The sequence below is a fragment of the Chromohalobacter moromii genome (assembly GCF_023091865.1).
GTDB lineage: Bacteria > Pseudomonadota > Gammaproteobacteria > Pseudomonadales > Halomonadaceae > Chromohalobacter > Chromohalobacter moromii.
This window is the reverse complement of record NZ_JAHXDI010000001.1, coordinates 915421-940165: the sequence shown is the minus strand read 5'-3', so window position 1 is coordinate 940165 and position 24745 is coordinate 915421. Positions and strand designations below refer to the sequence as shown.

General features: G+C 60.7%; 20 protein-coding genes, 6 tRNA genes and 1 pseudogene. 7 read left to right on the top strand and 20 right to left on the bottom strand.

From position 1 onward, the window contains the following. Positions 1 to 117: 117 nt before the first annotated feature. The 5 genes and pseudogenes from KZO83_RS04210 to yegD form a co-directional block, all read right to left on the bottom strand. Complete coding sequence (locus KZO83_RS04210) at positions 118 to 750, bottom strand: DUF7680 family protein (RefSeq protein WP_247619861.1); 633 nt, start codon at positions 748 to 750, stop codon at positions 118 to 120. 9 nt (positions 751 to 759) lie between these two features. Next, entirely contained in the window at positions 760 to 4026 is a 3267-nt protein-coding gene (locus tag KZO83_RS04205) for a DUF499 domain-containing protein (RefSeq protein WP_247619860.1), read from the bottom strand. Between the two features lie 248 nt (positions 4027 to 4274). After that, complete coding sequence (locus KZO83_RS04200; RefSeq protein WP_247619859.1) at positions 4275 to 4439, bottom strand: hypothetical protein; 165 nt, start codon at positions 4437 to 4439, stop codon at positions 4275 to 4277. Positions 4440 to 4461: 22 nt separating this feature from the next. Continuing rightward, a pseudogene (locus KZO83_RS04195) lies at positions 4462 to 4919 on the bottom strand (IS66 family transposase); the annotation flags it as partial. A 176-nt stretch (positions 4920 to 5095) separates the two neighbouring features. Next, on the bottom strand, positions 5096 to 6625 hold the full coding sequence (yegD, locus tag KZO83_RS04190) for a molecular chaperone (protein WP_247619858.1): 1530 nt from the start codon (positions 6623 to 6625) through the stop codon (positions 5096 to 5098). A 541-nt stretch (positions 6626 to 7166) separates the two neighbouring features. On the opposite strand from yegD, the gene KZO83_RS04185 reads away from it, so the two are divergent. Next, positions 7167 to 8330, top strand: coding sequence for a hypothetical protein (locus tag KZO83_RS04185; RefSeq protein ID WP_247619857.1), 1164 nt, complete (start codon positions 7167 to 7169; stop codon positions 8328 to 8330). 794 nt (positions 8331 to 9124) lie between these two features. On the opposite strand, the gene KZO83_RS04180 is transcribed toward KZO83_RS04185, so the two are convergent. From KZO83_RS04180 to KZO83_RS04130, 11 genes are all read right to left on the bottom strand, one after another. Beyond that, a tRNA-Ser gene (locus tag KZO83_RS04180) sits at positions 9125 to 9212 on the bottom strand. 106 nt (positions 9213 to 9318) lie between these two features. After that, complete coding sequence (locus tag KZO83_RS04175; protein ID WP_247620179.1) at positions 9319 to 9798, bottom strand: YiiD C-terminal domain-containing protein; 480 nt, start codon at positions 9796 to 9798, stop codon at positions 9319 to 9321. Between the two features lie 26 nt (positions 9799 to 9824). Next, a complete protein-coding gene (locus tag KZO83_RS04170; protein WP_011506655.1) occupies positions 9825 to 10385 on the bottom strand; it encodes a nitroreductase family protein in 561 nt (186 codons plus the stop codon). An 83-nt stretch (positions 10386 to 10468) separates the two neighbouring features. Then, positions 10469 to 11302: an NADPH-dependent 7-cyano-7-deazaguanine reductase QueF gene (queF, locus tag KZO83_RS04165; RefSeq protein ID WP_247619856.1), complete on the bottom strand. Its 834-nt coding sequence runs from the start codon at positions 11300 to 11302 to the stop codon at positions 10469 to 10471. A gap of 1 nt (position 11303) precedes the next feature. Beyond that, positions 11304 to 12077: an ABC transporter permease gene (locus KZO83_RS04160; RefSeq protein WP_247619855.1), complete on the bottom strand. Its 774-nt coding sequence runs from the start codon at positions 12075 to 12077 to the stop codon at positions 11304 to 11306. Beyond that, a complete protein-coding gene (locus KZO83_RS04155) occupies positions 12074 to 13036 on the bottom strand; it encodes an ABC transporter ATP-binding protein (protein ID WP_247619854.1) in 963 nt (320 codons plus the stop codon). Before KZO83_RS04155 ends, KZO83_RS04160 begins: the two co-directional genes overlap by 4 nt. A gap of 127 nt (positions 13037 to 13163) precedes the next feature. Next, positions 13164 to 13239 (bottom strand) — tRNA-Glu (locus KZO83_RS04150). Between the two features lie 113 nt (positions 13240 to 13352). Beyond that, positions 13353 to 13427, bottom strand: a tRNA-Gly gene (locus KZO83_RS04145). 43 nt (positions 13428 to 13470) lie between these two features. Then, positions 13471 to 13546, bottom strand: a tRNA-Glu gene (locus tag KZO83_RS04140). 80 nt (positions 13547 to 13626) lie between these two features. After that, positions 13627 to 13701: transfer RNA gene (locus KZO83_RS04135), tRNA-Gly, on the bottom strand. A 23-nt stretch (positions 13702 to 13724) separates the two neighbouring features. Further along, positions 13725 to 13800: transfer RNA gene (locus KZO83_RS04130), tRNA-Glu, on the bottom strand. 219 nt (positions 13801 to 14019) lie between these two features. Between KZO83_RS04130 and msrB the strand changes: the two genes are divergently transcribed. The 4 genes from msrB (at position 14020) to htpX (ending at position 17972) form a co-directional block, all read left to right on the top strand. Beyond that, complete coding sequence (gene msrB / locus KZO83_RS04125; protein ID WP_097022298.1) at positions 14020 to 14421, top strand: peptide-methionine (R)-S-oxide reductase MsrB; 402 nt, start codon at positions 14020 to 14022, stop codon at positions 14419 to 14421. A gap of 122 nt (positions 14422 to 14543) precedes the next feature. Further along, positions 14544 to 15500: a ribosome biogenesis GTPase YlqF gene (ylqF, locus tag KZO83_RS04120; RefSeq protein WP_247619853.1), complete on the top strand. Its 957-nt coding sequence runs from the start codon at positions 14544 to 14546 to the stop codon at positions 15498 to 15500. 161 nt (positions 15501 to 15661) lie between these two features. Next, positions 15662 to 16894: a pyridoxal phosphate-dependent aminotransferase gene (locus tag KZO83_RS04115; RefSeq protein WP_179000044.1), complete on the top strand. Its 1233-nt coding sequence runs from the start codon at positions 15662 to 15664 to the stop codon at positions 16892 to 16894. Between the two features lie 175 nt (positions 16895 to 17069). Beyond that, positions 17070 to 17972, top strand: coding sequence for a protease HtpX (htpX, locus tag KZO83_RS04110; RefSeq protein WP_247619852.1), 903 nt, complete (start codon positions 17070 to 17072; stop codon positions 17970 to 17972). A 126-nt stretch (positions 17973 to 18098) separates the two neighbouring features. On the opposite strand, the gene pdxB is transcribed toward htpX, so the two are convergent. Continuing rightward, positions 18099 to 19250 (bottom strand): 4-phosphoerythronate dehydrogenase PdxB, encoded by a 1152-nt coding sequence (gene pdxB, locus KZO83_RS04105; protein ID WP_247619851.1) that lies wholly within the window; start codon positions 19248 to 19250, stop codon positions 18099 to 18101. Positions 19251 to 19443: 193 nt separating this feature from the next. Here pdxB and KZO83_RS04100 point away from each other — a divergent pair, with 193 nt between their 5' ends. Beyond that, positions 19444 to 19728, top strand: a complete 285-nt coding sequence (locus KZO83_RS04100) for a hypothetical protein (RefSeq protein ID WP_179000047.1) — start codon at positions 19444 to 19446, stop codon at positions 19726 to 19728. Between the two features lie 21 nt (positions 19729 to 19749). Here KZO83_RS04100 and rlmKL read toward each other — a convergent pair whose 3' ends face one another. Then, a complete protein-coding gene (gene rlmKL / locus KZO83_RS04095) occupies positions 19750 to 21960 on the bottom strand; it encodes a bifunctional 23S rRNA (guanine(2069)-N(7))-methyltransferase RlmK/23S rRNA (guanine(2445)-N(2))-methyltransferase RlmL (protein WP_247619850.1) in 2211 nt (736 codons plus the stop codon). 239 nt (positions 21961 to 22199) lie between these two features. On the opposite strand from rlmKL, the gene rmf reads away from it, so the two are divergent. Further along, positions 22200 to 22406: a ribosome modulation factor gene (rmf, locus tag KZO83_RS04090; RefSeq protein ID WP_040243900.1), complete on the top strand. Its 207-nt coding sequence runs from the start codon at positions 22200 to 22202 to the stop codon at positions 22404 to 22406. Between the two features lie 128 nt (positions 22407 to 22534). Here rmf and KZO83_RS04085 read toward each other — a convergent pair whose 3' ends face one another. Together KZO83_RS04085 and KZO83_RS04080 are read right to left on the bottom strand one after the other, a co-directional pair. Continuing rightward, on the bottom strand, positions 22535 to 23539 hold the full coding sequence (locus KZO83_RS04085; RefSeq protein ID WP_247619849.1) for a quinone-dependent dihydroorotate dehydrogenase: 1005 nt from the start codon (positions 23537 to 23539) through the stop codon (positions 22535 to 22537). Positions 23540 to 23687: 148 nt separating this feature from the next. After that, a complete protein-coding gene (locus KZO83_RS04080; RefSeq protein ID WP_247619848.1) occupies positions 23688 to 24743 on the bottom strand; it encodes a hypothetical protein in 1056 nt (351 codons plus the stop codon). Positions 24744 to 24745: the final 2 nt, after the last annotated feature.

Genomic DNA, 24745 nt, shown 5'->3' with positions numbered 1-24745 from the left:
AACAAGGCGACAGCCAGGCAACCGGCCTGGCTGATCATTCGTTCTTGGCGCTGCCGTTCTTGGTACGGCTAAACTGCCATTCCGGCCCGCTCTGCGAGCCACGTCGATTCCTATCCCTCAGCCACGGGCACGCACTTTCTCCAGGATGCGTGGCACCCGCTTGTCACCAGCCTCGCCGCAAAGCAGCATGCGCAGCCCACTGGTGGCCCAGCTGCGCAGCGCCGGGTCGGCTGTTGTCACGTTGGCCAGCCAGTAGACGGCCTCTTCCCGGGAGAACATCGCGACCCGACGGCCGATCAACTCGATGCGGTCGACGTCCTTCACCTTGGTCTGCAGGCGAAAGAACAGCGCCAGGCGCGCGCCGGCAGCTTCGTCTAGGGGAAAGTTCACGTCGGTCTGCTTGAGCCCCTGGGCGGACATGAAACGCTCCAGGCCCAGTGGGATACCCTGCTCGTCCTTTACCTCTTCCAGGATGCGCTTGAGTACCGGCAGGCACGCACGCACGCTCTCGCCATGCAGGGTGCCACGCTCCATATGCTTGGCGCGGGGGTTGGTCAACCCTTCGGTATCGTCACGGTCTTCCGGGGCGATGCGCTCCTTGACGACCAGCACCGGGGGCGGCAGATCCTTGTGGCGCGTCAGGCGCAGCACATAGGGCGAGCGCCTGGCCAGCTTGGCCAGCTGCGCTTCATCGGCCTGTGAGCTCTTGCGGCGCCCGCGGGGCGCCGTCTTGGTGGCGGTGGTGGCCATCGGTCGTGTTTATCCTTCAAATTGATCGAGCATCTTGGTGAACTTGCAGTTCTGATCCAGCTCACCCAAGGTCAGCCGGATCTGATGCTGTTCAGTCGTGAAGCGCAATCGGCTGTTCAGGGCCGCGAACAGGGAGCGGCTCTCTACCAGGCCACCTATTGTGGTAGGGCCCATGACCAGCTGGAAACGCCCTTTGTCGGGTGTTTCCGCTGAAATTTGCAGTGATTGCACCTCTGTCTTCGATTGGCTAAGTGCCGTCCCGGACAGTATATGAAAGAGCTGCTTGACCTTGTCGGGCGCCCGCAGCAGAAGCATGCGGTTCTCTACCTTAGGTTTGGTAATCCATCCTCGCGCCTGGGCCGTCTGGTAAGGCACCACGATGCCACCGGTTACGCCGCCAACAGGTACAGTATCTCCTGTCATCGCCTGCTCGGGGTCGGCGTCCCCTTCCTCATTGAAGGCTTCCTGAGGATAGGCCGCCAGTTGCCGCTGAGCGAAGAGGTTCTCCAGCTGCTGTTGGTAGACGTGTGGATCGACCTTGTCGTGCTCTTGCTCGATGATCTGCGGCAGTTGGGTGAGGTCGACCTGATCGCGGCTCTGGATGGTCTGCTCGATCCAAGCGGCGACGGTGTTGGGGTCGCGTACGATGCTTTCCAGCCAGCCCAGCTGCTTGGCGTGCTCCTTGGTGCAGAGAATCCAGCCTTCGCCGTCCTTTTCCAGAGGCTCCACCGTCAGCGGCGGCGGGTTGTCCTTGTGATACAGCGCATCGGGCTTGTGGGCCTTCTTGTCTGGCATGTGGCCCAGACACCAGCTGCTGCGCTTGGCGCCTTCTACCAGCACGGTGGCCAGCAGCGCTGGACGTTGCAGAATCGGCCAGTTACGGCGCGTGGCGAAGCGCTCCACGAGATCACTGACATTGACCTGCTTTTGGTTCTCGAAGAACAGCTTGCCAAGCAGCGTCGCCGCTTCTGCGGTGGAGGCACGTTCCTCGGTGATAAGCTCGCCTTCCTCGGCAAGCTGCTTGAGGATGGCATCTTCCAGGTGCAGGCCGCTGGAGCCACCTGCGGTGGGACCGGCACCACGCTTGCCGAGATCGCGCACCACCACGCGGCCACCATCGCGCCCCGGGTAGATCAGGAAACGATAGGCTTCATCGATGGCCGTGCGCAGCTCGGCCGGGCTCTTGGCGGCCCGCTCCCTGAACTCACCTTTTTGAAGCTGGTCATGGCTAACGCCCCAGTTCTCGGGGTTTTCCTTGAGGCGCTCCACGGCGATGGCCTTGCGCGCCAGGGTAAGGATGTTCTGCCGGGTGCGGTGCTCCTGGTGCGTACGCGCTTCCGTCCAGGTCGAGCCGGCAATATGGGTGGTGCTGGGAGCCAGCAGGAACACCTGGTTTTGGTACTCGCGAACTGCCTCGCCGCGGCGCTCGATAAAGCGCGCCGGGTCCAGTTCTTCCACCTCGAAGGCGATGACGCCCAGCTGCGGCTTGCGCGTCTTGTCGGGAATCCCTTCACCATCATCGATATTGGGATGAATATCGAACACGGACGACTGCTTGATCAGGCCCCGAACGACCTGCTCGACGCGTGTCATGGCCTCCGCGTAGGCCACGTTGCCTTCGATGCGACGCAGGATGTTGTTGAGCGTCGGTACAGTATCGGCATACAGCCGACCGTTACGCTCGCGGAGATAGTTCGCCTCACGCTCGATGGTTTCCAGGGCGGAACGCACGGTGGCCGGCTTGATCGCGGGTGAGGCCATCTCATAGACCGCCGAGGTCATGTCGATGCCGAACTTCTCATCCTGCAGACCACCTCCACGACCGATCAGGCTGTGCAGGAAAACCACGCGCCAAGCCCACTCGTGCACCGGGTAGCCATCGGGATGGGGGTTGGCGGCATCCAGTTCGCCGGCCACGGTGCGGCTAGTGGTCTGGGTGCCTGAGGCCTTACTAATATCGGAGTCGAGCACGGAGACGAAATCGGTGTTGTCCGTCTTGCCCAGCAGCTCACCGCGGATGGTCCCATCCGAGAGATCGATATGGCCGGTCTGGATCAGCGGGATAGCGAGCTTGGCCTCCCAGATCCGCCGCACGGCCCGTGCCAGGGTGCGTAGAAGCCCCCGGGTACCCTGAAAGCTCTCGACCTGGGCCAGCTCCTCGGAGAGAAACTCGATCAGCGTGGGGTGGAAGGGATAGTGAGCCACCAGGCGATCATGCAGCTGTGGATCGTTGGCCCCGGCCGGCAGGTCGGTACCTGCCTGGCGGTAGGTTTCGATAAATGCTGAGGCCACTTCATGGGCCGCATCGAGATCGACCGACACGAATAGGCGCTTGGCCATGATGCGTGACAGATCACCTTCCTGAACCGGCGTGGTCGCTTCCGAGGTACGGTTCACCACGTCCAGCACGCCACGCTGGGCCTCCTGGACAACTGCCTCGGCTTCCGCAGAGCTCATGCTGTGAGTGGACTGTAGCTTTCGGATCAGCTTGTTGAAATCGCCGAAGGCATTGGTCGCCGAGGCAAGGCTCAATACCACCGCCACGTTAGGCTTGCCGGCGGCATAGGTCGAAAGCGACATCAGGAAGGCAGCGGTCTGCTCGGCCCCCACGCCCGGGAAGGCGGCCTCCATGCGCGAGAGATACTGGGCGATCTCATCGACGATAATCAGCGTCGGCCGGTCGCCGAACAGCGTCTCGAAGAACTCATCCGAGGCCGGCGCCGAGACATCATCCAGGCGTGCCTGGATGGAAGCCTGCTGGTCGGATGAAAGGGTCTGCTGGGCGATTTGCCACCATAGGGTGTTGGGCTTGCTGGACGAGCCTCCGGCGGTTTCCCGCAGCGTGTCCACGGTGTCGCCGATGATGCCCACCACTTGCACTTGACCAGGCTCTGGCAGTCGCTCGGACGCCACGATCCCCGTCATGTGCTCGGCCAGCGGCTTGCCCTGCATGGCCGCGTGGGCCAACGCGATTAGGGTGTGGGTCTTACCTCCACCGAAGGCGGTATCCAACCGCTGCATCGCCGGTCGGGACAGGTCGCCGTTGGTCAGCCTGGCTAACACGTTGTCCAGAATCGTGCATAGGCCTTGGGTCGGGTGTGTGGCATCCCTGAAGAAGGCCACTGGGTCGGAGTAGAGCGAGCTGGCCCCTTCGCGGGCCTCGCCCTTACGATAGTCGCCCAGCACGCGGCTCAGGCTCGCCGTGAAGATCTCGGGGTTAAAAGTGCCCGCCAGGATCTCGGGGCGTGGCTGGCAGGTGGAAAGGACGTCTCGCATCGGTTGCTCCCTGCAGTGCTGCTTGCTGCCGACCAGGGTGCCCCTCTGATCAGCGACGAGGTTCAAGGCCGGCATAGGGATGCTTCGACGAGGCGTAGACCCCTGGCCAGCTCGCTTATGGGTATTAGGAGGCCATGTTACGCCAGCTGACTAAATTGAGTAAGAGGGAGGAGTGTCGGGGCCCGAATGATTAATTACGCACTTCCAGAATAATTTGGGTCTGTCAGCCTGCCATTGCTTCATTGCACCTATCGAGGTCTGGTGATGCCGGCTTTCTTGAGGTAGTAGACGGTAAGGCAGTTCAACCCCTCGTGCCAGGACAGCACCTGTAGAGCGATCTCGGTCCAGCTGTCGATCCAGCGCTCGATGGCGCTGGTTGGCTTGCTCATAAGGTCTGCGATACGTAAGCGCACGGGCATTATCCTTCGCGAGTAATCAGTCGCCCGGTTTCCAGTGCTGAGGTAGGAGTTCGTGGATCTGGCTGGCCTTGTGCGTCGGCAGCTGAGCCAGCACATCTTTCTCGGGTAAGCATGCGGCTCAAGGCCGTTCAGCTTGGCGGACTGGATCCGGCTCATGATGTTGGCCGCACGCTGGCCGCTACGCAGTGACCCGGCGAATAGCCAGTTGCTGGGGCCCAGTGCCCAGGGGCGGATCAGGTTCTCGACCCGATTGTTGTCGATGGGCAACCCGCCGTCATCGAGGTAGCGCGTCAGCGCCGCCCAACGCTTCAGGCTGTAGTCCAACGCTTTCGCCGACGCCGAACCGTTCGGCACTGTCTCGCGATGTGCCAGCATCCAGCGATGCAACGCATCGGTAATGGGCCTCGCTCTTGTATTCCGTAGTCGTCGGCGTTCTTCCACGGTCAGCGACTGGGCTTCACGCTCCACCTGATAGGGCTGGCCACGCTGACGTCGCGAGACGATATCGTTGGCGATTGCAGCATACTCATCGAAGCAATCGTTCTCCTTACAGCAGGTCCCCATAGGGTCAGTCTCGAACAAGACACGAGATACGAGATACCTGCGTAACATAAAGCGTCATACAGACCTCACTTTATCGATACTCTGTATCAGCGGTAAACGCTTTCGGAATGGGTGGCCAGGCCCGAGACAACGCCATTGAACAGGTTGCCAGCAACGATCTCGACGCTCCCCAAGGCCTGACGCAATGCCCTACGAATCACCGGGGACTTCGCGGTCCCACCAGTGACATACACAAGACTGGGCGTAACCTGTGCCTGTCGTACGGCCTCATGCGCCAGTCCGGCAAACTTGGAGAGCTGTTGCTCAATGGCGGCCTCGAATATCTCACGTCGCGCTTCGATAACAAAGCGCGGCTCCAGATAGTCCAAGCTGGCGGAGTGAATCTCTGCATCCGATAGGGCGATCTTCGCTTCCTCCGCAGTCAGGCTGAGTCGCGGCATGGCAGCATTGCGTTGCAGTGACAGCAGGCGACTTAGCTTTTCCGGCTCATCGGCACGCGAGCAGAGGAAGTCAAGATCCTCCTTGCCGAAGCGTCGCTGCGCGGGAAGGTCATTGACGGAGCATGCCTCCAGGAAGATGTGCTGTGGAATGGGGAGCCCGTCCCGGCGCGAGGTGCCCTTGCCGAAATGGGGCATGAACTCATGGAAGGCGAGCTGAATGTCGAGATCAATACCGCCAATGCGACTGCCAGTGTGCGCCAGTACGTCCCGTTCAATGTGATCCTTGTTGCGATGGCTTGGACCGAGTCGCAATACCGTGCAGTCGGTAGTACCACCCCCAAGATCGATTACCAGGACCGTATTGTCTTCGGTCAAGGTGCGTTCGAAATCGATCGCCGCAGCGACAGGCTCGAGCATGAATTCAACATGCTTGTAGCCAGCCTTCCTTGCCGCGGCCTGAAGGATCTCGATCGCCTGGCGGTTGCCTTCCTCTCCGCGCGTGCCGTGGAAGTTGACCGGCCGACCTATCACGACCGAGTCGATCGGCTCATCGACCTGCTGTTCGCCGTTGGCCTTGATGTGGGCGAGCATCCGAGAGGAGACTTCCTGGAAGACGTCGAGCTGGCGCTGATGAAGGCTGGCGCCGAGGAAGGACTTGGGCGATTTGATGAAGAAGCCATCACTCCCGGCAAGCAGGTTCTGGCTGATCGCTTCTTGCCCGAATGTCGTTTCGCCACCTCCAGAGAGGGCGAAGGCTATGCCCTGCTGGGTAAAACCTTCTTCCGCCGTGGCGTTCAGTTCCCGCTGCAGCACGGTGCGTTGTTGCCCCTCGATCTCGGAATCCATCATGACCCGGGTCGACATGTACTCCTTCCACGAAGCGGGCATCCGCTGCTGGTTGCCGTGGCGACGGCTAGCGCTGAGCGCGCGTTCGTATTTTTCCTTGGCGCGGTTCACTTCGGCCGTCTGCTGAGTCTTAGCCGAAGCGATGCGACGGCTGAGCGTCTCTTGGTGACGAGGATCATCGATGCTTTGGGCGGCGATGGCTGCTTTCAGCACGTAGATGGCCGAGGGCATTTCATCAGTATCCCCGGTAAGGGGAAGTGGCCTGGCCGCACCACTCTGGGCGGTACTGATGAGGCAGTTGGAGGTGCCGAAGTCGATTCCTGCGTGCATTATCTTTCCTTCGTTCGTGTATGGTGACCTTTTCTCAATGCAGTAATTCGGCCTGGGAGTCAAATAGGCCTGCTGTACGACACAAGTTGTCGCTATATCGGTGAACACTGGTCTCAAGCAACATGAGCATGGAGTATCGCCATGAATGAGATAACGCCACTGGCACAAGGCCGGGAGACAGGAATCAACTGCAGGGCGCATGACTCGCTTGAGCAATGGAAGACAACTCAGCCAGCTACCGCCCTTCTTGGCGAAGGAATGGTTGTGAAGCTATAAAAAAAGCCATACTAAGGAGCGTATGCCTAAAGCCTATAAGGATGTACTGTAGTCATGTTGAAAAAACTACGCAGGTTTTCCAGTACAAGCCATCCGTCGAGTACCGGACAGCTATCGGCTCATTTATCAATTATCCTTGATTTTTGCCATGACCCGAGAGGAAACAACCAATTTGGTGATCGCTGTCAACAGGAGGGCTGAATACCGCTGGAGCGCTTGAGCCAATGTGTCACGGCCTATCAGCGCCAAGAGGAGCACCCCTACTATGTCAAAACACCTCATGGCAGACCCTGAACTACAAATACCATATCTGGAGGGCTTTCTCTTTTTTTACCCGACGAAGCTTCTCTGCCGCCTGCTGAATATGCCGACGGCTCTGAAGCATGGGTACGAAGCAATGAAATCCCCCGGCTGGCCGTCATGGAAGACTTTTGAACAATTGCAGGACAATCCCCTCGCCGTGGAACGAATGCGTCCAAGCACCCTTGCCAAACTCGAACGAATGGCAGCCGAAATCCCTGAGACACAGGCGTTACGCATCGATCCTGCGCAGCTCGATGTTGTATGGTGGCCTTACCATGACTGGTCGACCCTCATCGCAAGTCATTGCCTCAAAGCTGCCGTCAGTAAAGCGTACTGGCAAAAACGAGTCGATGCAGAACTGCAATTGATAATACAGCTGCATCAGTCGCAGAATGTTCACGACAAGCTACGCCTGTTGCTGAGATGTAATCTTGCATCGAAACCCGGCTGCTCCCTGGCTCGACATGATGTGGAAGACTTGCTAGCCAGCGATCCAAGCAATGAAAGCTACGAGAACTGCCTCGAGTTGAGACGATTCCGTCTATGCGCCGTCCTATCGACGCTGCTTTGTTTTGCTGCCTGGCTCGTCGCTGAGTGGGAATATCTAACGGACACCCTTGAAGCCAGGGTACCACTCGAAAGGTTCCTGCCTCAGTACAACCCTGATGCAGGGGCATGGAACAATCCTGTTCAGGTCTTCATCAAATACATGGCAATGCAGGCCAAGTGCCCTCCTGAAAGCACGGCCAGCGCCTGCCTGGGTAAGCTATGGGCTGACCATGAGTTCCGGGAAGATTCTGAAGGCTGTGGCCGAGGCGAGCAGATAGCATCAAAGCAAAGGCTGTTGCGAAACTGGATCAAAGGGGTAGGTGGACGCCCCAAGTTGGGGTCTGTTCGAGCCTTGACCAAGGTAGTAGCCCATCAGGTGACAAAACCGGAAGAACCGGGTTTTGAGTTGGTGGCCGAGGGCTATGCACGGGCTTTCGTGCTGCTAGAAACCTGCCGGGTGGTACAAAATGACATGAGCGTAGCAAAGGTACCCATCCCCATGATCGAAGAGGTCTTTTCAGTATTCCAGCCAGAGTACCTCAAAGCTTCAACAGCGATCGCCCAATCGATGGCGTAAAAGCGGGGCCGGCGGAAACGGCCCCGCCAGCATAGAGCCCTAGTCTATGCGATCCTGCCAGTCATCCGGCCTTTCGTCTTCGCCCCGAGATTGCCAGTAGGCATCATGTTCCGGGTCCAGTTGTCGGCTGCGGTTGTCATCATCTTGCTTGGCCATGTCAGTCTCCTTGTGTTGGCCCGCCACCAATGACGGGACAGGTCTATATTGCGATAGCTGAATCCGAACACAGAGGAATTGACCGAGAAAAAACTCAAAGGTCATGCGGAAAGGAACGTGAATATGGATCCTGTGGGATGCATAGCATTACTGCCGATCAAACAGGTCTGAAGCATACTGGGGCGTCATCATGTCCACTCTAGATAGCTACCCTAGCTGGTCGCATGATGCTCTGCCCTGCATGGTGGTATCCTATTGTTACAGGACAATAACGATAGGGAGCAGGAGATGGGGCAGGCGAACATGGACATAAGGCTTTTAACCGAAGGCGATGCTCGCTATGAGCGATGCCAACGGACAGAAAGCTGGAATTACCAAATCCGAAGCCAACTACCATTCATAATAATTAGGATGATAGTACCCAAAACCCTGAGCTGCTGTTGTCATCCCTGAATTAGATAAGACTGACAAAGATGGGGATGTGCATAAAGGAAGTGCGGGATAGTGGAGAGGAAAACAGTCCAGAGGTATCCAAGAAGGGCCGATGGAAGCCAAGTACAAGGTGTGGGTCAAAGTGTGGGTTGCCAAGATACAGAAAAAGAAAAAGCCGCTGAAATCAGCGGCTTAATCAAAAATCTTGGCGGAGGGGGAGGGATTCGAACCCTCGAAGCCTTTCGACTTACGCGCTTTCCAGGCGCGCTCCTTCGACCACTCGGACACCCCTCCGCAAATTGTCGTTCCGCCGAATGGCGTTGACCATGTCCGTCAGAACGGCGCACATACTATCGAGCTAAGTGCTGTTTTGCAAGCGATTTTCCGTCTCGACAAGGAATCACTTGAGTACCACGTAACTGCCTTGAGCTTCCATGCATAGGGTGTCGCCGCAGTAGACGCGCTGAACGAGCTTGATGCGCCCTCGCTCCTTCTCCGCCAGCGAGGCTTCCAGGCGAGCAATGCCGTCGGCTTCGAGAGGGAAACACTGCATGTAATAGTCCGTGGTGACGGGGGCGAGAAAACGCTGCTGGCCTTCGGCAATCACCACGTCTTGCGCCCTGCCCCGGGCGCGTAGCCATAGCGTCGTCCAGCACCAGCCGAGCAAGGTGGTCTCCGCGGCGAGCGCGCCGCCGAAGCCGGTGCCCTTGTCATTGAGGTTGGCATCCAGCGCGACTTGCCAGCGGAGCGTCGTCGCGTCCCAGGCGGGCGAGTGAATGCCGTAATGCGCGACCTGCGGGATCGCCTCACGCAACCAGGCGAGAAAGCCCTCGAGGTCGTCTCCGTCGCTCGCCTCAGGTAACGGCAAGCGGGGATGCATCACTCCCGGGCGGCGTGGCGTAGCGTTCACGACCAGCGCTCGACGAAGTCGCTTGGGTCGCGTTCGGGCAGCGGCTTGTGGCGCCCTCCCATCTGACCGAGGTACAGAAAGCCGACCAGCTCATCGTCTTCGGCAAGGCCGAGGCCTTCACGCACCGTGGGGTCGAAGGCGTAGTGGCCGGTGCGCCACATGGCGCCCAGGCCTTGCGCCTGCGCCGCGAGCAGGATGCCATGCGCCGCGCAGCCGGCGGAAAGCAGCTGTTCGATACGCGGCACCTTGGGGTGATCGGGCGTGACCTTGGCGATCACCGCGATGATCATCGGCGCACGCTTGGGCTTCTTGCGCGCGGCGTCCAGGTGACCATCGTCGATGTGCGGATTGAGACGCTGCTCGGCCTTGGCGTACAGCTCGCCCAGCCGGTCGAGCCCTTCCCCGGAGAACTCGATGAACCGCCATGGCGTCAGGGCATCGTGATCGGGCGCGCGCAAGGCGGCACGATACAACGCGTCCAATTGATCGCGGTCGGGGGCGGGCGCGGCCAGTTTCCCCATCGAGCTGCGCTCGTGCAGTAAGGTCATGGCATCCATGAACATCTCCTTGGCCGTCTGAATAGGGTAATGATGTGCGGCCGAAGCCGCCTGGGTTCAATGTATGGCGCTGAGTTACACGCTCACTGACGCGCCAGACGGAGTGGCGTAGGCGGCCGTTCGCCGGGTGTGCCCCGCCAGGGGCTGATATCCAGCCCGCCCCGCCTCACGTAGCGCGCCATGACCAGCAGCCGCTCCGGCCTGGCCCGCGCCATGAGGTCGACGAACAGGTGCTCGACGCAGTGCTCGTGAAAGTCCTGATGCTGCCGGTAGGAGATCAGGTACTTCAGCAAGGCCTCGCGCTCAAGCCGAGGGCCGCGATATCGAATCAGCACGCTGCCCCAGTCGGGCTGGCCGGTCACCGGGCAGTTGGACTTGAGCAGGTGCGAGTGCAGCGTTTCTTCGACGATCTCTTCGCCGACTTCGATCAGCTCGGGAGTCGGCGTGTAGTGCTCGATGCTCACGTCGAGATCGTCCAGGCACTCGCCGGGCAGCGCTCGGGGCATCAGGGCATCGTCCTCGACGCCGAACAGCTCTACCGCTACCGGCGCGCCCGCCGCCTGGGCCAGGTCACGCTCGAGCGTTTCGATCACCGCCTCGCGGCTGTCGAAATGCGTCTGATTGAAGCTGTTGAGGTACAACTTCCAGGACTTCGACTCGATCAGCAAGGGCGAGTCGGCGGGCAGCCGGAACCGGGCCACGGCGACGATCGGCTTGCCCTTTGCGTCGAGCCAGGAAAGCTCGAAGGCGTGCCACTCGTCCTCGCCCTCGAACGGCAGCGCGGCATCATCGAGCCCCAGCGGCGCGCGGTTGGCCTGCCGGGGAATGGGAAACAGCAGGCCGGCGTCGTAGTGCTCGGGATACGCGGACTCGCGCCCCAGCGGCGCATGCGCGAGGGTCTCGTCACGTTCGCTCATGTCAGCTTCGGATCCCCTTGCCACGGTCGAGCATCCACAGTCCCACCGCGAAGAACACGACGATGAATACCGCGATGGCTACCAGCGCTCCGCCGACCGGGATATCCGAGACCCCGAGAATGCCGTAACGGAAGGCGTTCACCATGTACAGGATGGGATTGACCATCGACACGCCCTGCCAGAAAGCCGGCAGCATGTGGATCGAGTAGAACACCCCGCCCAGATACGTCAGCGGCGTCAGCACGAAGATCGGCACGATCGAGATGTCGTCGAACTTGTGCGCCACCAGCGCGTTGATGAAACCGCCGATGGAGAACAGCAACGCCGTCATGATCACCACCCCGATGGTCACCCAGGGATGATGAATCGAGAGGTCGGTGAAGAACATCGATACCACGGTGACGATCAAGCCCACGGCCAGGCCGCGCGATGCACCGCCGACCACGAAACCGGCGAGAATCACCCAGTTGGGCATCGGCGAGACCATCATCTCCTCGACGCTGCGCTGGAACTTGTTGGAGAAGAAGCTCGAGGCAACGTTGGAATAGCTGTTGGTGATCACCGCCATCATGATCAAGCCGGGCACGATGTAATCGATGTAGGGGATATCGTCCATGGGCCCGATGCGCGAGCCGATCAGGTTGCCGAAGATGATGAAGTACATGGTCATGGTGATCGAAGGCGGCAGCAGCGTCTGCGGCCAGATGCGCATGTAGCGGCGCACCTCCTTGGTCACCAGGGTCCAAAGCGCGATCCAGGTCTGCCAGGCATTCATGAGCGCACCTCCACCTTGTCGGTGGACCGGCCGCTTTCGGCATTGGCGTGCTCGACCATCGACACGAACATTTCCTCCAGGCGGTTGGCGCGATTGCGCATCGAGACGATTTCAAAACCCTGCGCGGAGAATTGCGCGAAGGCGTCGTTGAGGCGCTGGCCACGCTCGACCGACAGCGCCAATTGCGTGGCGTCGACACGTTCCACGTTAAAGCCTTCCAGTTCGGGCACAGTCTCGACCGGCTGGGCCAGGTCGAGCAGGAAGGTCTCGGTGTTGAGCTGCGCCAGCAGGTCACGCACGCTGGTGTTCTGGACGATATCGCCGTGGTTGATGATGGCGATGTTACGGCACAGACTCTCGGCTTCTTCCAGATAATGCGTGGTGAGGATGATGGTGGTGCCTTCACGATTGATGCGCTTCATGAATTCCCACATGCTGCGGCGCAACTCGATATCCACCCCGGCGGTCGGCTCGTCGAGAATTAGAAGCCGAGGGCGGTGGATCAAGGCACGCGCGATCATCAGGCGGCGTTTCATGCCACCGGAGAGCATGCGCGCACTCCCCTTGCGCTTGTCCCACAGACCGAGATCGCGCAGTAGCTGCTCGGCGCGCGGCTTGGCCTCGCGCATCGGCATGCCGTAATAGCCCGCCTGAGTCAGGACGATGTCCTCGACCTTCTCGAACTGGTTGAAGTTGAATTCCTGCGGCACCACGCCGAGGTGATACTTGGCTTTGGCGAAGTCGCGGTCGATATCGATACCGAACACGCTCACGCTGCCACCCGTCTTCTGTACCAGGGATGATACGACCCCTAGCGTGGTGGACTTGCCCGCCCCGTTGGGACCGAGAAGCGCAAAAAAGTCGCCTTCGGCGACGTCGAGATCGATGCCCTTGAGGGCATGGAAGCCATTACCGTAGACCTTGGTCAGCCCGCGGATGGACAGTGCTGGTTCTGCCATCTGGCGCACCCAATTCTTGATATTCGAAAGAAACCTTGCAAAGACAGGAGACAATGCGGGCAAATCGAGAAAAATCAATGTCTCGAACGCCGCACTCAGTGGCAAGGCATATTATAAGCAAACGAAGTGGCGTCCCATAGGGGGTTCGAACCCCTGTTACTGCCGTGAAAGGGCAGTGTCCTAGACCACTAGACGAATGGGACGTATCGAGATAGGAGAGTGGTGTTTTGCTACCAAAAGTTGGAGCGGGAAAGGAGATCGACCGGGCTGGCGTTCCAGCTCCCGACCCATGCTGCCTATCGAATACCACCAAACTTGGAGCGGGAAAGGAGATTCGAACTCCCGACCCTCGCCTTGGCAAGGCGATGCTCTACCGCTGAGCTATTCCCGCATCACAAACAACACCGGTACTGCTGCCTCATACTGACTGGAAGTGGCGTCCCATAGGGGGTTTGAACCCCTGTTACTGCCGTGAAAGGGCAGTGTCCTAGACCGCTAGACGAATGGGACGCATTTTGGAGCGGGAAAGGAGATCGATCGGACTGGCGTTCCAGCTCACGACCATACTGCCTATCCAATACTACCAAATTTGGAGCGGGAAAGGAGATTCGAACTCCCGACCCTCGCCTTGGCAAGGCGATGCTCTACCGCTGAGCTATTCCCGCATTTCCAGCCACACGAGGTGAGTTGGCGTCCCATAGGGGGTTCGAACCCCTGTTACTGCCGTGAAAGGGCAGTGTCCTAGGCCACTAGACGAATGGGACGTGTCGTCACTCGCCTCGTCGAGGTGCGGCGTATATTACTGGGCACCCCCGCGGGTGTCAACCCTCTGTCTGAACACCCTTTTCTTGTCGCTGCCATGCCCCCATATTGTGGACCAAGTGGCGCCCACTGCTAGTAAACGTCGTGACCTCGTCCATGCGTTACAAGGACTATCGGCATCGGCATGGCGCATCACAGTATCTTCAAAGCAGGAGGCGGCAATGAGCGAGAAAACGCATAAAAGTGAGCAAGAGTGGCGGCAGCAGTTAACGCCCGAACAATATCGCGTAACGCGCGAGAAAGGCACCGAGCGCCCTTTCACCGGCGATCACCAGGTCTCCGACGAACAAGGCATTTACCACTGCATCTGTTGCGGCGCCCCGCTCTTCGAAAACGAGCATAAATTCGATTCCGGGTGCGGCTGGCCGAGTTTCGACCGGCCGCTCGCGGATGCTGGCGTCGAGGAGCATTTGGACACGTCTCACGGCATGCGCCGCGTCGAGGTCACGTGCCGGCGCTGCGACGCACATCTGGGGCATGTATTCCCCGATGGGCCGCAGGAGACCACCGGGCAACGTTATTGCATCAACTCGGTATCGCTCGACTTCCACCCCGGCGAGTAATTCACCGGAAGAGTCATACAAGAGTCGTGCATCTGGAGTGTGATTCATCGCGGCCGCCGCTCTGCTAGCGGGCTTCGCTCTGCTACCATAGGCGGCCGTTTGTTCGAGCTGGAGTAAAGACGATGCTGGGTTGGTATCCCGGACACATGCACAAGGCCCGCCGCCAGATAACGGAGGCGCTACCGGAAATCGACGTGGTACTCGAAGTCCTCGATGCCCGCCTGCCCTACTCCAGCGCCAATCCCATGCTGGCCGAGCTGACCGAGCACAAGCCGGTGCTCAAGGTGCTCTCGCGCGCCGATCTCGCCGATCCCGAGCAGACTGAGCGCTGGGTGGAACACTTCAACGCCCAGCCCGACATCCGTGCTCTGGCGGTCACCACCACCCAATCGCGTGAGTTGAAGCGCATCCCCGCGCTGTGCCACGAGCTCGCCGGCCATGTGCGCGCCGATCGCGACGTGCGGGTGATGGTGATGGGGATTCCCAATGTCGGCAAATCGACGCTGATCAACGGCCTGGCCGGCAAGAAGCTCGCCAAGACCGGCAACGAGCCGGCCGTTACCAAGCGCCAGCAGAAGATACGCCTGGATGGCCGCGTCGCGCTGATCGACACCCCCGGCGTGCTATGGCCGAAGATCGAGGACCAGGCCAGCGCCTATCGCCTAGCAGCCAGCGGCGCGATCCGCGATACCGCCATGGAGTATAGCGATGTCGCCATCGTCGCCGCCGCCGAACTGGCCAAGCGCTACCCGGATGCTCTCAAAGCGCGTTACAAGCTCAAAACGTTGCCTGCCTACACCCCCAATCCGGATGCCGGCAGCGTCGAAGCCGACGGGCCGCCGCACCGCGACTTGCTGGCACAGGCCGGCTTCGATGGCCAAGCCATCGTCGAGGCCATCGCCGGCAAACGGGGCGGCTTGCGCGCTGGCGGCGTCGTCGACATGCACCGCGGCGCCGAAGTGCTGCTGCACGAGCTGCGCGATGGCAAGCTCGGGCGCTTGACGCTGGAGACGCCGGACGACATCCCTGCACCCGTGGAAAACGACCCCTCACTGGACGCGTCATCCTCCCCGGCCTAAACAGCCAGGTTTTTACCCTTCTACTTCAATCGCCTATTCCGGTGCGGGCCATTTGCGTGGCCCGCGCGCCACGGTATGCTAGGAAGCGGCGCGGCAGCCCGCCCCGAACGGTACGGAAACACCGCCTCCACCCCACCGGCTGCGCAGCAAACGGAAGCCTCATGGATACCGACACGCCCATTCGGAAATCGCACAAGCTCGATAACGTCTGTTACGACATTCGCGGCCCGGTACTCGACCACGCCAAGCGGCTCGAAGACGAAGGTCAGCGCATCCTCAAGCTCAACATCGGCAATCCCGCATCCTTCGGTTTCGAAGCCCCTGAAGAGATACTTCAGGATGTGATGCGCAACCTGCCGACGGCCCAGGGCTACTGCGATTCCAAGGGGCTTTATTCGGCGCGCAAGGCGATCATGCAGGAATGCCAGCGCAAGAACATTCCTGACGTCAGCGTCGAAGATGTGTTCGTCGGTAACGGTGTCTCCGAGTTGATCGCCATCGCCATGCAAGCGCTGCTCGACGACGGTGACGAGGTACTGATCCCCGCGCCCGACTATCCACTGTGGACGGCATCGGCCAATCTCTCCGGCGGGCGACCGGTGCATTATCTGTGCGATGAGCAGGCCGACTGGGCGCCGGACTTGAACGATGTGCGCGACAAGATCACCGCACGCACCAAGGCCATCGTCATCATCAATCCCAATAACCCCACCGGCGCCGTCTATCCGCCGGAAGTGGTCAAGGAACTGTTGGCGATCGCGCGGCGCCACGGCCTGATAGTGTTCTCCGACGAGATCTACGACAAGATCCTCTACGACGACGCCGAGCATGTCTCCACCGGCGCACTGGCCGACGACGACCAACTCGTGGTGACGCTCAACGGTCTGTCCAAGAGCTATCGCTGCGCCGGCTTCCGCAGCGGCTGGATGATTCTCTCCGGGAATCGCGGCAAACAGCGCGCCGACGATTTCATCCAGGGCCTCAACATGCTGGCCTCGATGCGTCTGTGCGCCAATGTCCCCGCGCAACACGCCATCCAGACAGCACTCGGCGGCTATCAGTCGATCAACGACCTGGTGCTGCCCGGCGGGCGGCTGCTCGCCCAACGCGACATTACCTATGACAAGCTCAACGCCATTCCCGGCGTCAGTTGCGTCAAGCCCAAGGGGGCGCTGTACGCCTTCCCGCGTCTCGATCCCGAGGTCTTCAACATTCAGGACGACCAGAAGTTGGTGCTCGACTTGCTCTTGCAGGAAAAGATCCTGCTGGTTCAGGGCACGGCCTTCAACTGGCCGACCCCCGATCATGTGCGCATCGTCACCCTGCCCTGGGCCGACCAGCTCGACGATGCCCTGGACCGCTTCGCCAACTTCCTGTCGCGCTACCGCCAATAACACGCCACCGCCAATGACCCGCTTCTCGCCCGAGCCATGCCCGGCTCGGGCGGGAATCATCCCGCTCTCAACGATTATCGATATTTGTCTTGAAACCCAAGGCAAGACGCCGTATCTAATGGCCAACAAGAATCGACATGACCATTGCTGTCTCACTGACTGAGGGAACTCATCGATGATGCGAATCCTGCTGTTTCTCGCGACCAACCTGGCCGTGGTGATCGTGGCCAGCATCACCCTGCGAATACTCGGGGTGGAGCCCTATCTCAACGCCAACGGGCTCAACATGAACAGCCTGTTGATCTTCTGTTTCGTGATCGGCATGGCCGGGTCGTTGGTATCGCTGTTCATTTCCAAATGGATGGCGAAGAGGAGTACCCGAGCCAAGGTGATCGAGCAGCCCAGCAATGCTACCGAACAGTGGCTACTCGACACCGTCGGCGAGCTGGCCCGCGATGCGGGCATCAAGATGCCCGAGGTGGCGATCTTTCCCGCGCAGCAATCCAACGCGTTCGCGACGGGCTGGAACAAGAACGATGCGCTGGTCGCCGTTTCCGCCGGACTGCTCGAGCGCATGCGCCCCGAGGAAACGCGCGCGGTGCTGGCGCACGAGATCGGCCACGTTGCCAATGGCGACATGGTGACGCTGGCGCTCATTCAGGGCGTGCTCAATACCTTCGTGATGTTCTTCGCGCGCATCGTCGCGCAACTGGTGGATAGCTTCCTGCGCCGCGATGACGACGGCGGCGGTCTGGGCTTCTTCGGTTACATGGCGGTGGTCATCGTTGCCGAAATCGTCTTCGGCCTGGTGGCCTCGATCGTCGTCGCTTGGTTCTCGCGCTTCCGCGAATACCGCGCCGACGCCGCCGGTGCCAAGCTGGCCGGTAGCGGTGCGATGATCAATGCCCTGGGACGCCTCAAAGCCGAAACGCAGATGCCGGATCAGATGCCGGATACGCTGACGGCCTTCGCCATCACCTCCGGCCAGACACGCAAGCTCATGGAGCGCCTGTTTTCCAGCCACCCACCGCTGGATGACCGCATTCGCGCCCTCAAGGAAAGCGCCTACCGCGAATAATCACGGCACATAGCGGCGCAACGCAAAACACCCACCGGCCCTGGATTCATCCAAAGGTCGGTGGGTGTTTTCGTTTCGGCACGCCGTATGATGTCAGGCGATTTGCTACTTGCTACTTGCTACTTGCTACTTGCTAGACAGCTTGACCTTGAAACCGAAGCCTTCGAGGGCGTCGCGCAGGCCGCCCTTGTTCTGCTTGAGTTCGACCCGCAAGGTGGAAAACTCACGCCGCAGCGGATACTCGGCGCGGAAGGCATCGAACCCCGACGCCATTCCCATGCGCCGGCGGTAGCGATCGAACGCCAGCATGTCGCGGCGCACGTCGTAGCAGGCCCGCGTGCATAGCGATAGCGCTTCCAACGGCGGCGCCCAGGGCGTCAGCACGATCTTGCGCAACCATGGGTCGGGCTTGAGCTGACCGAGCTTCTTGCGCGCCGGCAAGCCAAAATGGCGCATCGCCGCCTGATAGACAAGCTCGGTGCCGCGCATCTTGCCGTCGATGCTGTGCCCGGCGATATGGGGCGTAGCGATATCGACGAGATCGTAGAGGCCATGATCGATGCCCGGCTCGTTTTCCCACACGTCGAGCACCACGCGTAGATCATTGACGCGTTCGAGGCGCTCGCGCAGCGCCTGATTGTCGAGACAGGCGCCACGTCCGGCGTTGATCAGCACGGTACCCGGCGCCAGGGCCTCGATGCGCGTCGCATTCAGCAGATGCCGGGTTGCGTGCTCACCATCCGACACCAGCGGCGTATGCAAGCAGACGATATCGGCACGCTCGAGCAGACTATCCAGTGCCAGAAAGTCTTCGCGGCCCTCTGCCTCGGCACGTGGCGGATCGCAGATCAGACACGTCACGTCGAGATCGTCCAGACGCTCCACCAGACGGCTACCCACGTTGCCAGCCCCGACGATACCGATGGTCTTGCCGGCTAGATGAAAGCCATCTTCCTCGGCCAGCAATAGAAGGCTCGAAAGCACGTAGTCGACCACTGAGTCGGCATTGCAGCCCGGTGCGTTGGCGAACCCGATGCCCGCTTCCCGCAGGTAATCGAGATCCACATGGTCGGTACCGATGGTGCAGGTGCCCACGAAACGCACGCGGGAACCATCGAGCAGTGCCGCATTCACCGGCGTAATCGAGCGCACGACCAACAGATCCTGATCGCGGACCGCCGCCGCATCGATGTCGCGCCCAGGCAAGCGGGTGATATCGCCCAGCTCGCCGAAGAACTCATCGGCCAGAGGAATGTTTTCATCGACCAGGATGCGCATGACCTTCTCTTTTCTCCCTTGTTCACGTCCGACGGCCGGTTACAATACGCACGGGGCGCACTTGCCTGTCCACGGCCACGCCAGAGACGGCGTTCGCCGGGGATTCGATACCCGCCGGGAATGTCGATAGTAGGCCCGCGAAAGACACGTCACAAGCCCATTGCCAACCACAACGGCGCCACCAGGAGTTCTCGTGATCGTCCGCTGGGAAAGTGAACACGACTACGTTCTCGTGCATGTCCACCAGGATATGTTCGGTGACTGGATATTCAGCCGCGCCTGGGGCCAGATCGGCACCCAGTTCGGCGGCCTCAAGCATCAACTGGCCGACAGCTATGCCCAGGCCACGACATGGCTCGAGGATGTCGCGCATATCCAATCCTCGCGCGGCTTCGCCAAGGTCTTCGAGGCCAGCGACGACTCGAGCCCCGAGGCCCGGGAAGCGATGCGTCAGCTATCGCTGCTCGACGGCGTCTGACCCCACGCGCCTCCGCCGGCTTCAGCGGTGACGGATCAGGAAGCAATGATGCAGATCCGGGCGCCGCGTGAAGTCCGGATCGAACGTCCGCGCCGAAATATCTTCCACCGCGAAACGCTCGCCCATGGCGGCGTCGAGCGCGAAACGCCGCTGATTGTTGGAGAACACCAACGTACCGTCCGCTGACAGGCGCGACATCGCCAGTTCGATGAGTCGCACGTGATCGCGCTGCACGTCGAGCACGTCATCCATCTTCTTGGAATTGGAAAACGTCGGCGGATCCATGAAGATCAGGTCGAACTCGCTACCCGCGGTTTGCAGCCAGCGCAGGCAGTCGTCGCGGATCACCCGATGCCGGCTGGGGTCGAGGCGGTTGAGCGCGAAGTTATCGCGTGCCCAGCTCAGGTAGGTATTGGAAAGGTCGACGCTGACACTGTCGCTCGCGCCCCCCAGTGCCGCCTGAACGGTCGCCGTTCCCGTGTAGCAGAACAGGTTGAGAAAACGCTTGCCGTCAGCCATGTCACGCAACATTCGGCGCACGGGGCGATGATCCAAAAACAAACCGGTATCCAGGTAGTCGCGCAGATTGACCCACAACCGCGCCGGCCCTTCGCTGACCTCGAAACGTTCGCCGCTGGCCTCCTGCTTGGTGTATTGCGCCTTGCCCGATTGTCGCGTGCGCTGTTTGTAGTGCACGTCCTCCGGGCGTACGCCGAGCACCTGGGGGATGACCTCCAGCGCATCGAACAAGCGACGCTGCGCCTGGCGAGGGTCTACCGAGCGCGGTGGCGCGTATTCTTGCACGTGGACGTGGTCGCCATAGACATCCACCGCCAAGGCGTATTCCGGCATATCTGCGTCATACAGCCGATAACAGCTCTCGCCGGATTGCTTGAGCCATTTTTTCAGCCGCTTGCGGTTCTTCTGCAACCGGTTGGCGAACATCTGCGCGCCGTCATTGCGCGGGGCATGGCCAGGCGCCGCCTGGGTATCCCGTTCGCCTGCCGAGGCGCTCTCGCCCGAGTCCTTGCCAGAAGCGTGCGAGGTGCGCGCCGCCTCCACCGGGATCAGCAGCAACTTGCAATCCAGCGGCCCGTTCTTGAACGCATACTGTTTGGTGGCCCGCAGCCCGGTGCGGTGGCCCAGGTCGGGGTTGCCGGTAAACAGCGCCAATTGCCAGCCTTCGAACTCGGCGCGCAAGCGTTCACCGAGGGCGGTGTAAATGGGAACCACCTCAGGCAACTCGCCCAGGCGCTCGCCATACGGCGGATTGGTAATGACCAGCCCCGGCCCGTCGATGCCTTCAGGGCGCGTTAGTTGTGCTACCTCGGCACCTTGCAGCTCGATCAAGGCGGGAATCCCCGCGCGCATGGCGTTGGCCTTGGCGGCGGCGATGGCCGGTGGACTCTGATCGCGCCCGAACAGCTTTGACTTGACGCGACGACGCCCCACGCTGGCACGGGCGTCCGCTTCGCGCTTGAGCTCTTGCCATACGCCGGCATCGTGCTCTGCCCAGGCCTCGAAGGCGAAATAGTGCCGGGCCAACTGGGGGGCGATGTCCGCCGCCATCAACGCCGCCTCGATGAGCAGCGTGCCGGCCCCGCACATGGGGTCGAGCAAGGGTTCCCCACGCCGTGCCCGCGCAGGCCAATCGGCACGCATCAGCAAGGCGGCGGCGAGGTTCTCCTTGAGCGGCGCATGGCCGGCATCACGACGATAACCACGCTGATGCAGGCTACCGCCGACCAAGTCGAGCCCCAGCAGCAAGCGCCCACGATGCAGGTGCGCGTAAATACGTGCATCGGGGTTTTTGAGCTCGATCACCGGGCGTTCATGGCCGGCCGCTCGCATTGAATCGACGATGCCATCCTTGACGCTCTGAGCGCCGAAGCGCGTATGGCGGATATGCTCGGATTGGCCATGGAAATCCACGGCCAGGCTGCTTCCGGTACGCAGGTGTGCGCGCCAGTCGACCCGGCGGGCGGCTTCGACCAGCGACTCGGGACGCTCGATATCCTGCTCGCGCAGAAGACAGAGCACCACGCGATTCGCCAGGCGCGACCACAGGCAGATGCGATAGGCCATGGCGATATCGGCCTGCACGTGGACACCCGCCACGGTCGTCCCGGTCACCTCCGCGCCGAAGCCCGCGAGTTCGTCGGCCAGCAAGCCCTCAAGGCCCCGTGGACAGGTGACGTAGAGCGTCAAAGATTGGGGTTGCACATCGGTCATAAAGTCGTCATCCCGGCGCCACGCACCGGTCATATTCCTATGGTTTACATGGAACGTTTGGCTTATGCCAAATCGCTGGTCGACAAATCCGCCTCAAAGCACTAAACATTACAAGTAGTAGCTACTGAAAACGCATGCGTTTCGTGTCCGGACGTTCCGGTTCATGGCGATGATGGTTGCCCCATTGTCGGCATGTACTGTCAGATCTCAACAATCGGTTCTTGATAAGAGGCCATCCGATGAAACGACAGAAACGTGATCGCTTTCAGCGTGCATATGTCCACGGATACAAAGCCGGCATGACGGGGCGCTCTCGCGATGATTGCCCCAGCCAGGACATCAACCTCCGTGAATACTGGATGAGCGGTTGGCGTGAAGGTCGTGGGGACCAATGGGCCGGCATGACGGGGATTTCCGGCATCCATCGAAACCCCATGGTACTGTGATGGTAGAATCCTTAATGGCACCTGGATCGATACCCCAGTGACAGGTCCATGACAAGGCCCGCATCGCGGGCCTTTTTATGTCAAAGCACACTATCTACGTCAAAACACACTATCTACGTCAAAACACACTACGCCACAGCTCCAGCGCATTCGCCCACCAGGGGCGGTCCACGGTAGATAAAGCCGGTATAAAGCTGGACGAGATCGGCCCCCGCCTCGCGCTTGGTCTTTGCCGCATCACCGCTGTCGATACCGCCCACGCCGATGATCGGCAACGTCGGCAGGTGGCGGCGCAACTCATGAATCACCCGATTGGAAGGCTCGAACACCGGGCGGCCAGAAAGCCCGCCCTGCTCCTCGGCATGTGCAAGCCCCGCCACCGCCTCGCGTGACACTGTGGTGTTGGTAGCAATGACCGCATCGACACTGTTGGCCGCCAGCGCCTGCGCAACTAACGCCACCTCGTCGGCGTCCATGTCCGGCGCGATCTTTACGGCCAGGGGCACGCGCCGGCCACTGACGGCATCGAGGCGGTGTTTTTCCTCGACCAGTGTGCCCAGCAATGCATCCAGGTGCTCGCCGAACTGCAAGTTGCGCAGCCCCGGCGTGTTCGGCGACGACAGATTCACCGTGACGTAATGCGCATGCGCATGCACTTTGCGCAGGCACGTCAGGTAATCGTCCACCGCATGCTCGACTGGCGTACTTAGATTCTTGCCAATGTTGATGCCGATCACGCCGTCGTAGCGGCTCTTGCGTACATTGGCGACAAGCGCGTCGACACCGGCATTGTTAAACCCCATACGATTGATGATCGCCCCTTCCGTCGGCAGCCTGAATAGGCGCGGCCTGGGGTTGCCGGGCTGTGGCTTGGGCGTCACCGTGCCCACTTCGACGAACCCGAAGCCCAGCGCTCCGAGCGCGTCGAGGTGCTCGGCATTCTTGTCGAGCCCCGCCGCCAAGCCCACGCGATTGGGAAACGTCAGCCCCATCAGCGTGACGGGCGCCGCGGCACGCGTACCCATCCACCTGCCCAGCCCCAGGCGATGGACGGCATCGAGTGACGTCAATGCAACGCCGTGGGCGGTTTCGGGATCGAGTCGGAACAGTAGCGAACGGGCCAGGGCGTACATGGATCCTCGGACAATGTAATGAGCGGCAAGACATGAAATGGGCACGCAGTATAGCGTAGCCACGCCCAAAAGCGCAGAGCCCCGCATTCGCACATGGCGAAGCGGGGCTCGCATCGGGGCGCGTCAGCCCCCGACACAGCACCAGACCTTACGGCTGGGTATCGAGCTGCTGTACGCGTAGCGTGTAGTTATTGACACCGCTCATCGCACTGCCGAACTTCCGGCCCTTCACCCAGACAGTGTAGCGTCCCGGTTGCAGCGTGGTTTCGATGTCGAAATCACTCTCGAAACCTTCACCTTGGTCACTGGCCACGACATCACCGCTCTCGTCGAGGATCCGCGCTTCGAGGCTATAAGTTCCCTCATTGCCAGGGAAGGTCGAGCTGGTCACCGACACGGTTCCCGCTTCCACCACATCGAAACTCAATACCTTACCCTGCTCGCGAATGGCCAGGTCGGTGACGATCTCGTCGAACGCATCCGGCAAGGCGTCTTCGTCATTGGCGGACGCGGCCTCATCGTCGGAGGAGCCAGCGGCTTGGCCACCGGCCGATGCGGTGGCCGTCTCCGACGCGGTCGTAGAAGAAGCTGCCTCGCTAGCGTCGGGACGCGGCGCAGCGATGGCCGCCACCGCATCGTCATCATCAACGAAGGCCGTGGTATGACCGTCTTTACCCGGGCCACCAAACATGATGCCACCGCCGGCGTCGACACCGCTTTCATCACTTGAAAGCCGGTTACCTTGTGCGTCGAGGCCATTGACGGTGACAACGAAGCTATTACCGCCCGTCTTGGTGGTACCGAACTTCTGACCATGAACACGCAGCACGTAATCGCCGGGTTCCAGGCGCTGCTCCATGGTCAAGCCGTCGTTCTGGCCCAGCCCCGACGCCGAGGCGATTTCATTGCCCTGCTCGTCGAGCAAGGTCGCTTCGATTCGGTAATCGTCGGAGTCACCCGGCAAGGTTGAGCTCTGAAATTGATAACGTCCTGACTTCTCGACGGTAAAGGGGTGGGTCTGCGTCCCGCCGAAGAAAAAGCTCTGGCTACGTGCATCGGAACTCGACTGCAAGAAATCGGTAAGATCGATTTTAGCCGCCGCTTCGTGCGCCTTCTGCTGTGCAGCGCTCTGCGCCATGGCCAGCGATGACGTGCCGGCCAGTCCCAGGGCCACGAGCATTGTGGTAATCACGCGATGATTCATGG

Coding starts and splice junctions, on each gene's coding strand:
- KZO83_RS04205 (WP_247619860.1), bottom strand. CDS start 4,026: ATGCGAGACGTCCTTTCCACCTGCCAGCCACGCCCCGAGATCCTGGCG.
- KZO83_RS04160 (WP_247619855.1), bottom strand. CDS start 12,077: ATGAATGCCTGGCAGACCTGGATCGCGCTTTGGACCCTGGTGACCAAG.
- rmf (WP_040243900.1), top strand. CDS start 22,200: ATGAAACGACAGAAACGTGATCGCTTTCAGCGTGCATATGTCCACGGA.
- htpX (WP_247619852.1), top strand. CDS start 17,070: ATGATGCGAATCCTGCTGTTTCTCGCGACCAACCTGGCCGTGGTGATC.
- KZO83_RS04170 (WP_011506655.1), bottom strand. CDS start 10,385: ATGGATGCCATGACCTTACTGCACGAGCGCAGCTCGATGGGGAAACTG.
- yegD (WP_247619858.1), bottom strand. CDS start 6,625: ATGCACGCAGGAATCGACTTCGGCACCTCCAACTGCCTCATCAGTACC.
- pdxB (WP_247619851.1), bottom strand. CDS start 19,250: ATGCGCATCCTGGTCGATGAAAACATTCCTCTGGCCGATGAGTTCTTC.
- KZO83_RS04175 (WP_247620179.1), bottom strand. CDS start 9,798: ATGCATCCCCGCTTGCCGTTACCTGAGGCGAGCGACGGAGACGACCTC.
- ylqF (WP_247619853.1), top strand. CDS start 14,544: ATGCTGGGTTGGTATCCCGGACACATGCACAAGGCCCGCCGCCAGATA.
- KZO83_RS04115 (WP_179000044.1), top strand. CDS start 15,662: ATGGATACCGACACGCCCATTCGGAAATCGCACAAGCTCGATAACGTC.
- KZO83_RS04085 (WP_247619849.1), bottom strand. CDS start 23,539: ATGTACGCCCTGGCCCGTTCGCTACTGTTCCGACTCGATCCCGAAACC.
- KZO83_RS04210 (WP_247619861.1), bottom strand. CDS start 750: ATGGCCACCACCGCCACCAAGACGGCGCCCCGCGGGCGCCGCAAGAGC.
- KZO83_RS04185 (WP_247619857.1), top strand. CDS start 7,167: ATGTCAAAACACCTCATGGCAGACCCTGAACTACAAATACCATATCTG.
- KZO83_RS04155 (WP_247619854.1), bottom strand. CDS start 13,036: ATGGCAGAACCAGCACTGTCCATCCGCGGGCTGACCAAGGTCTACGGT.
- queF (WP_247619856.1), bottom strand. CDS start 11,302: ATGAGCGAACGTGACGAGACCCTCGCGCATGCGCCGCTGGGGCGCGAG.
- msrB (WP_097022298.1), top strand. CDS start 14,020: ATGAGCGAGAAAACGCATAAAAGTGAGCAAGAGTGGCGGCAGCAGTTA.
- KZO83_RS04080 (WP_247619848.1), bottom strand. CDS start 24,743: ATGAATCATCGCGTGATTACCACAATGCTCGTGGCCCTGGGACTGGCC.
- rlmKL (WP_247619850.1), bottom strand. CDS start 21,960: ATGACCGATGTGCAACCCCAATCTTTGACGCTCTACGTCACCTGTCCA.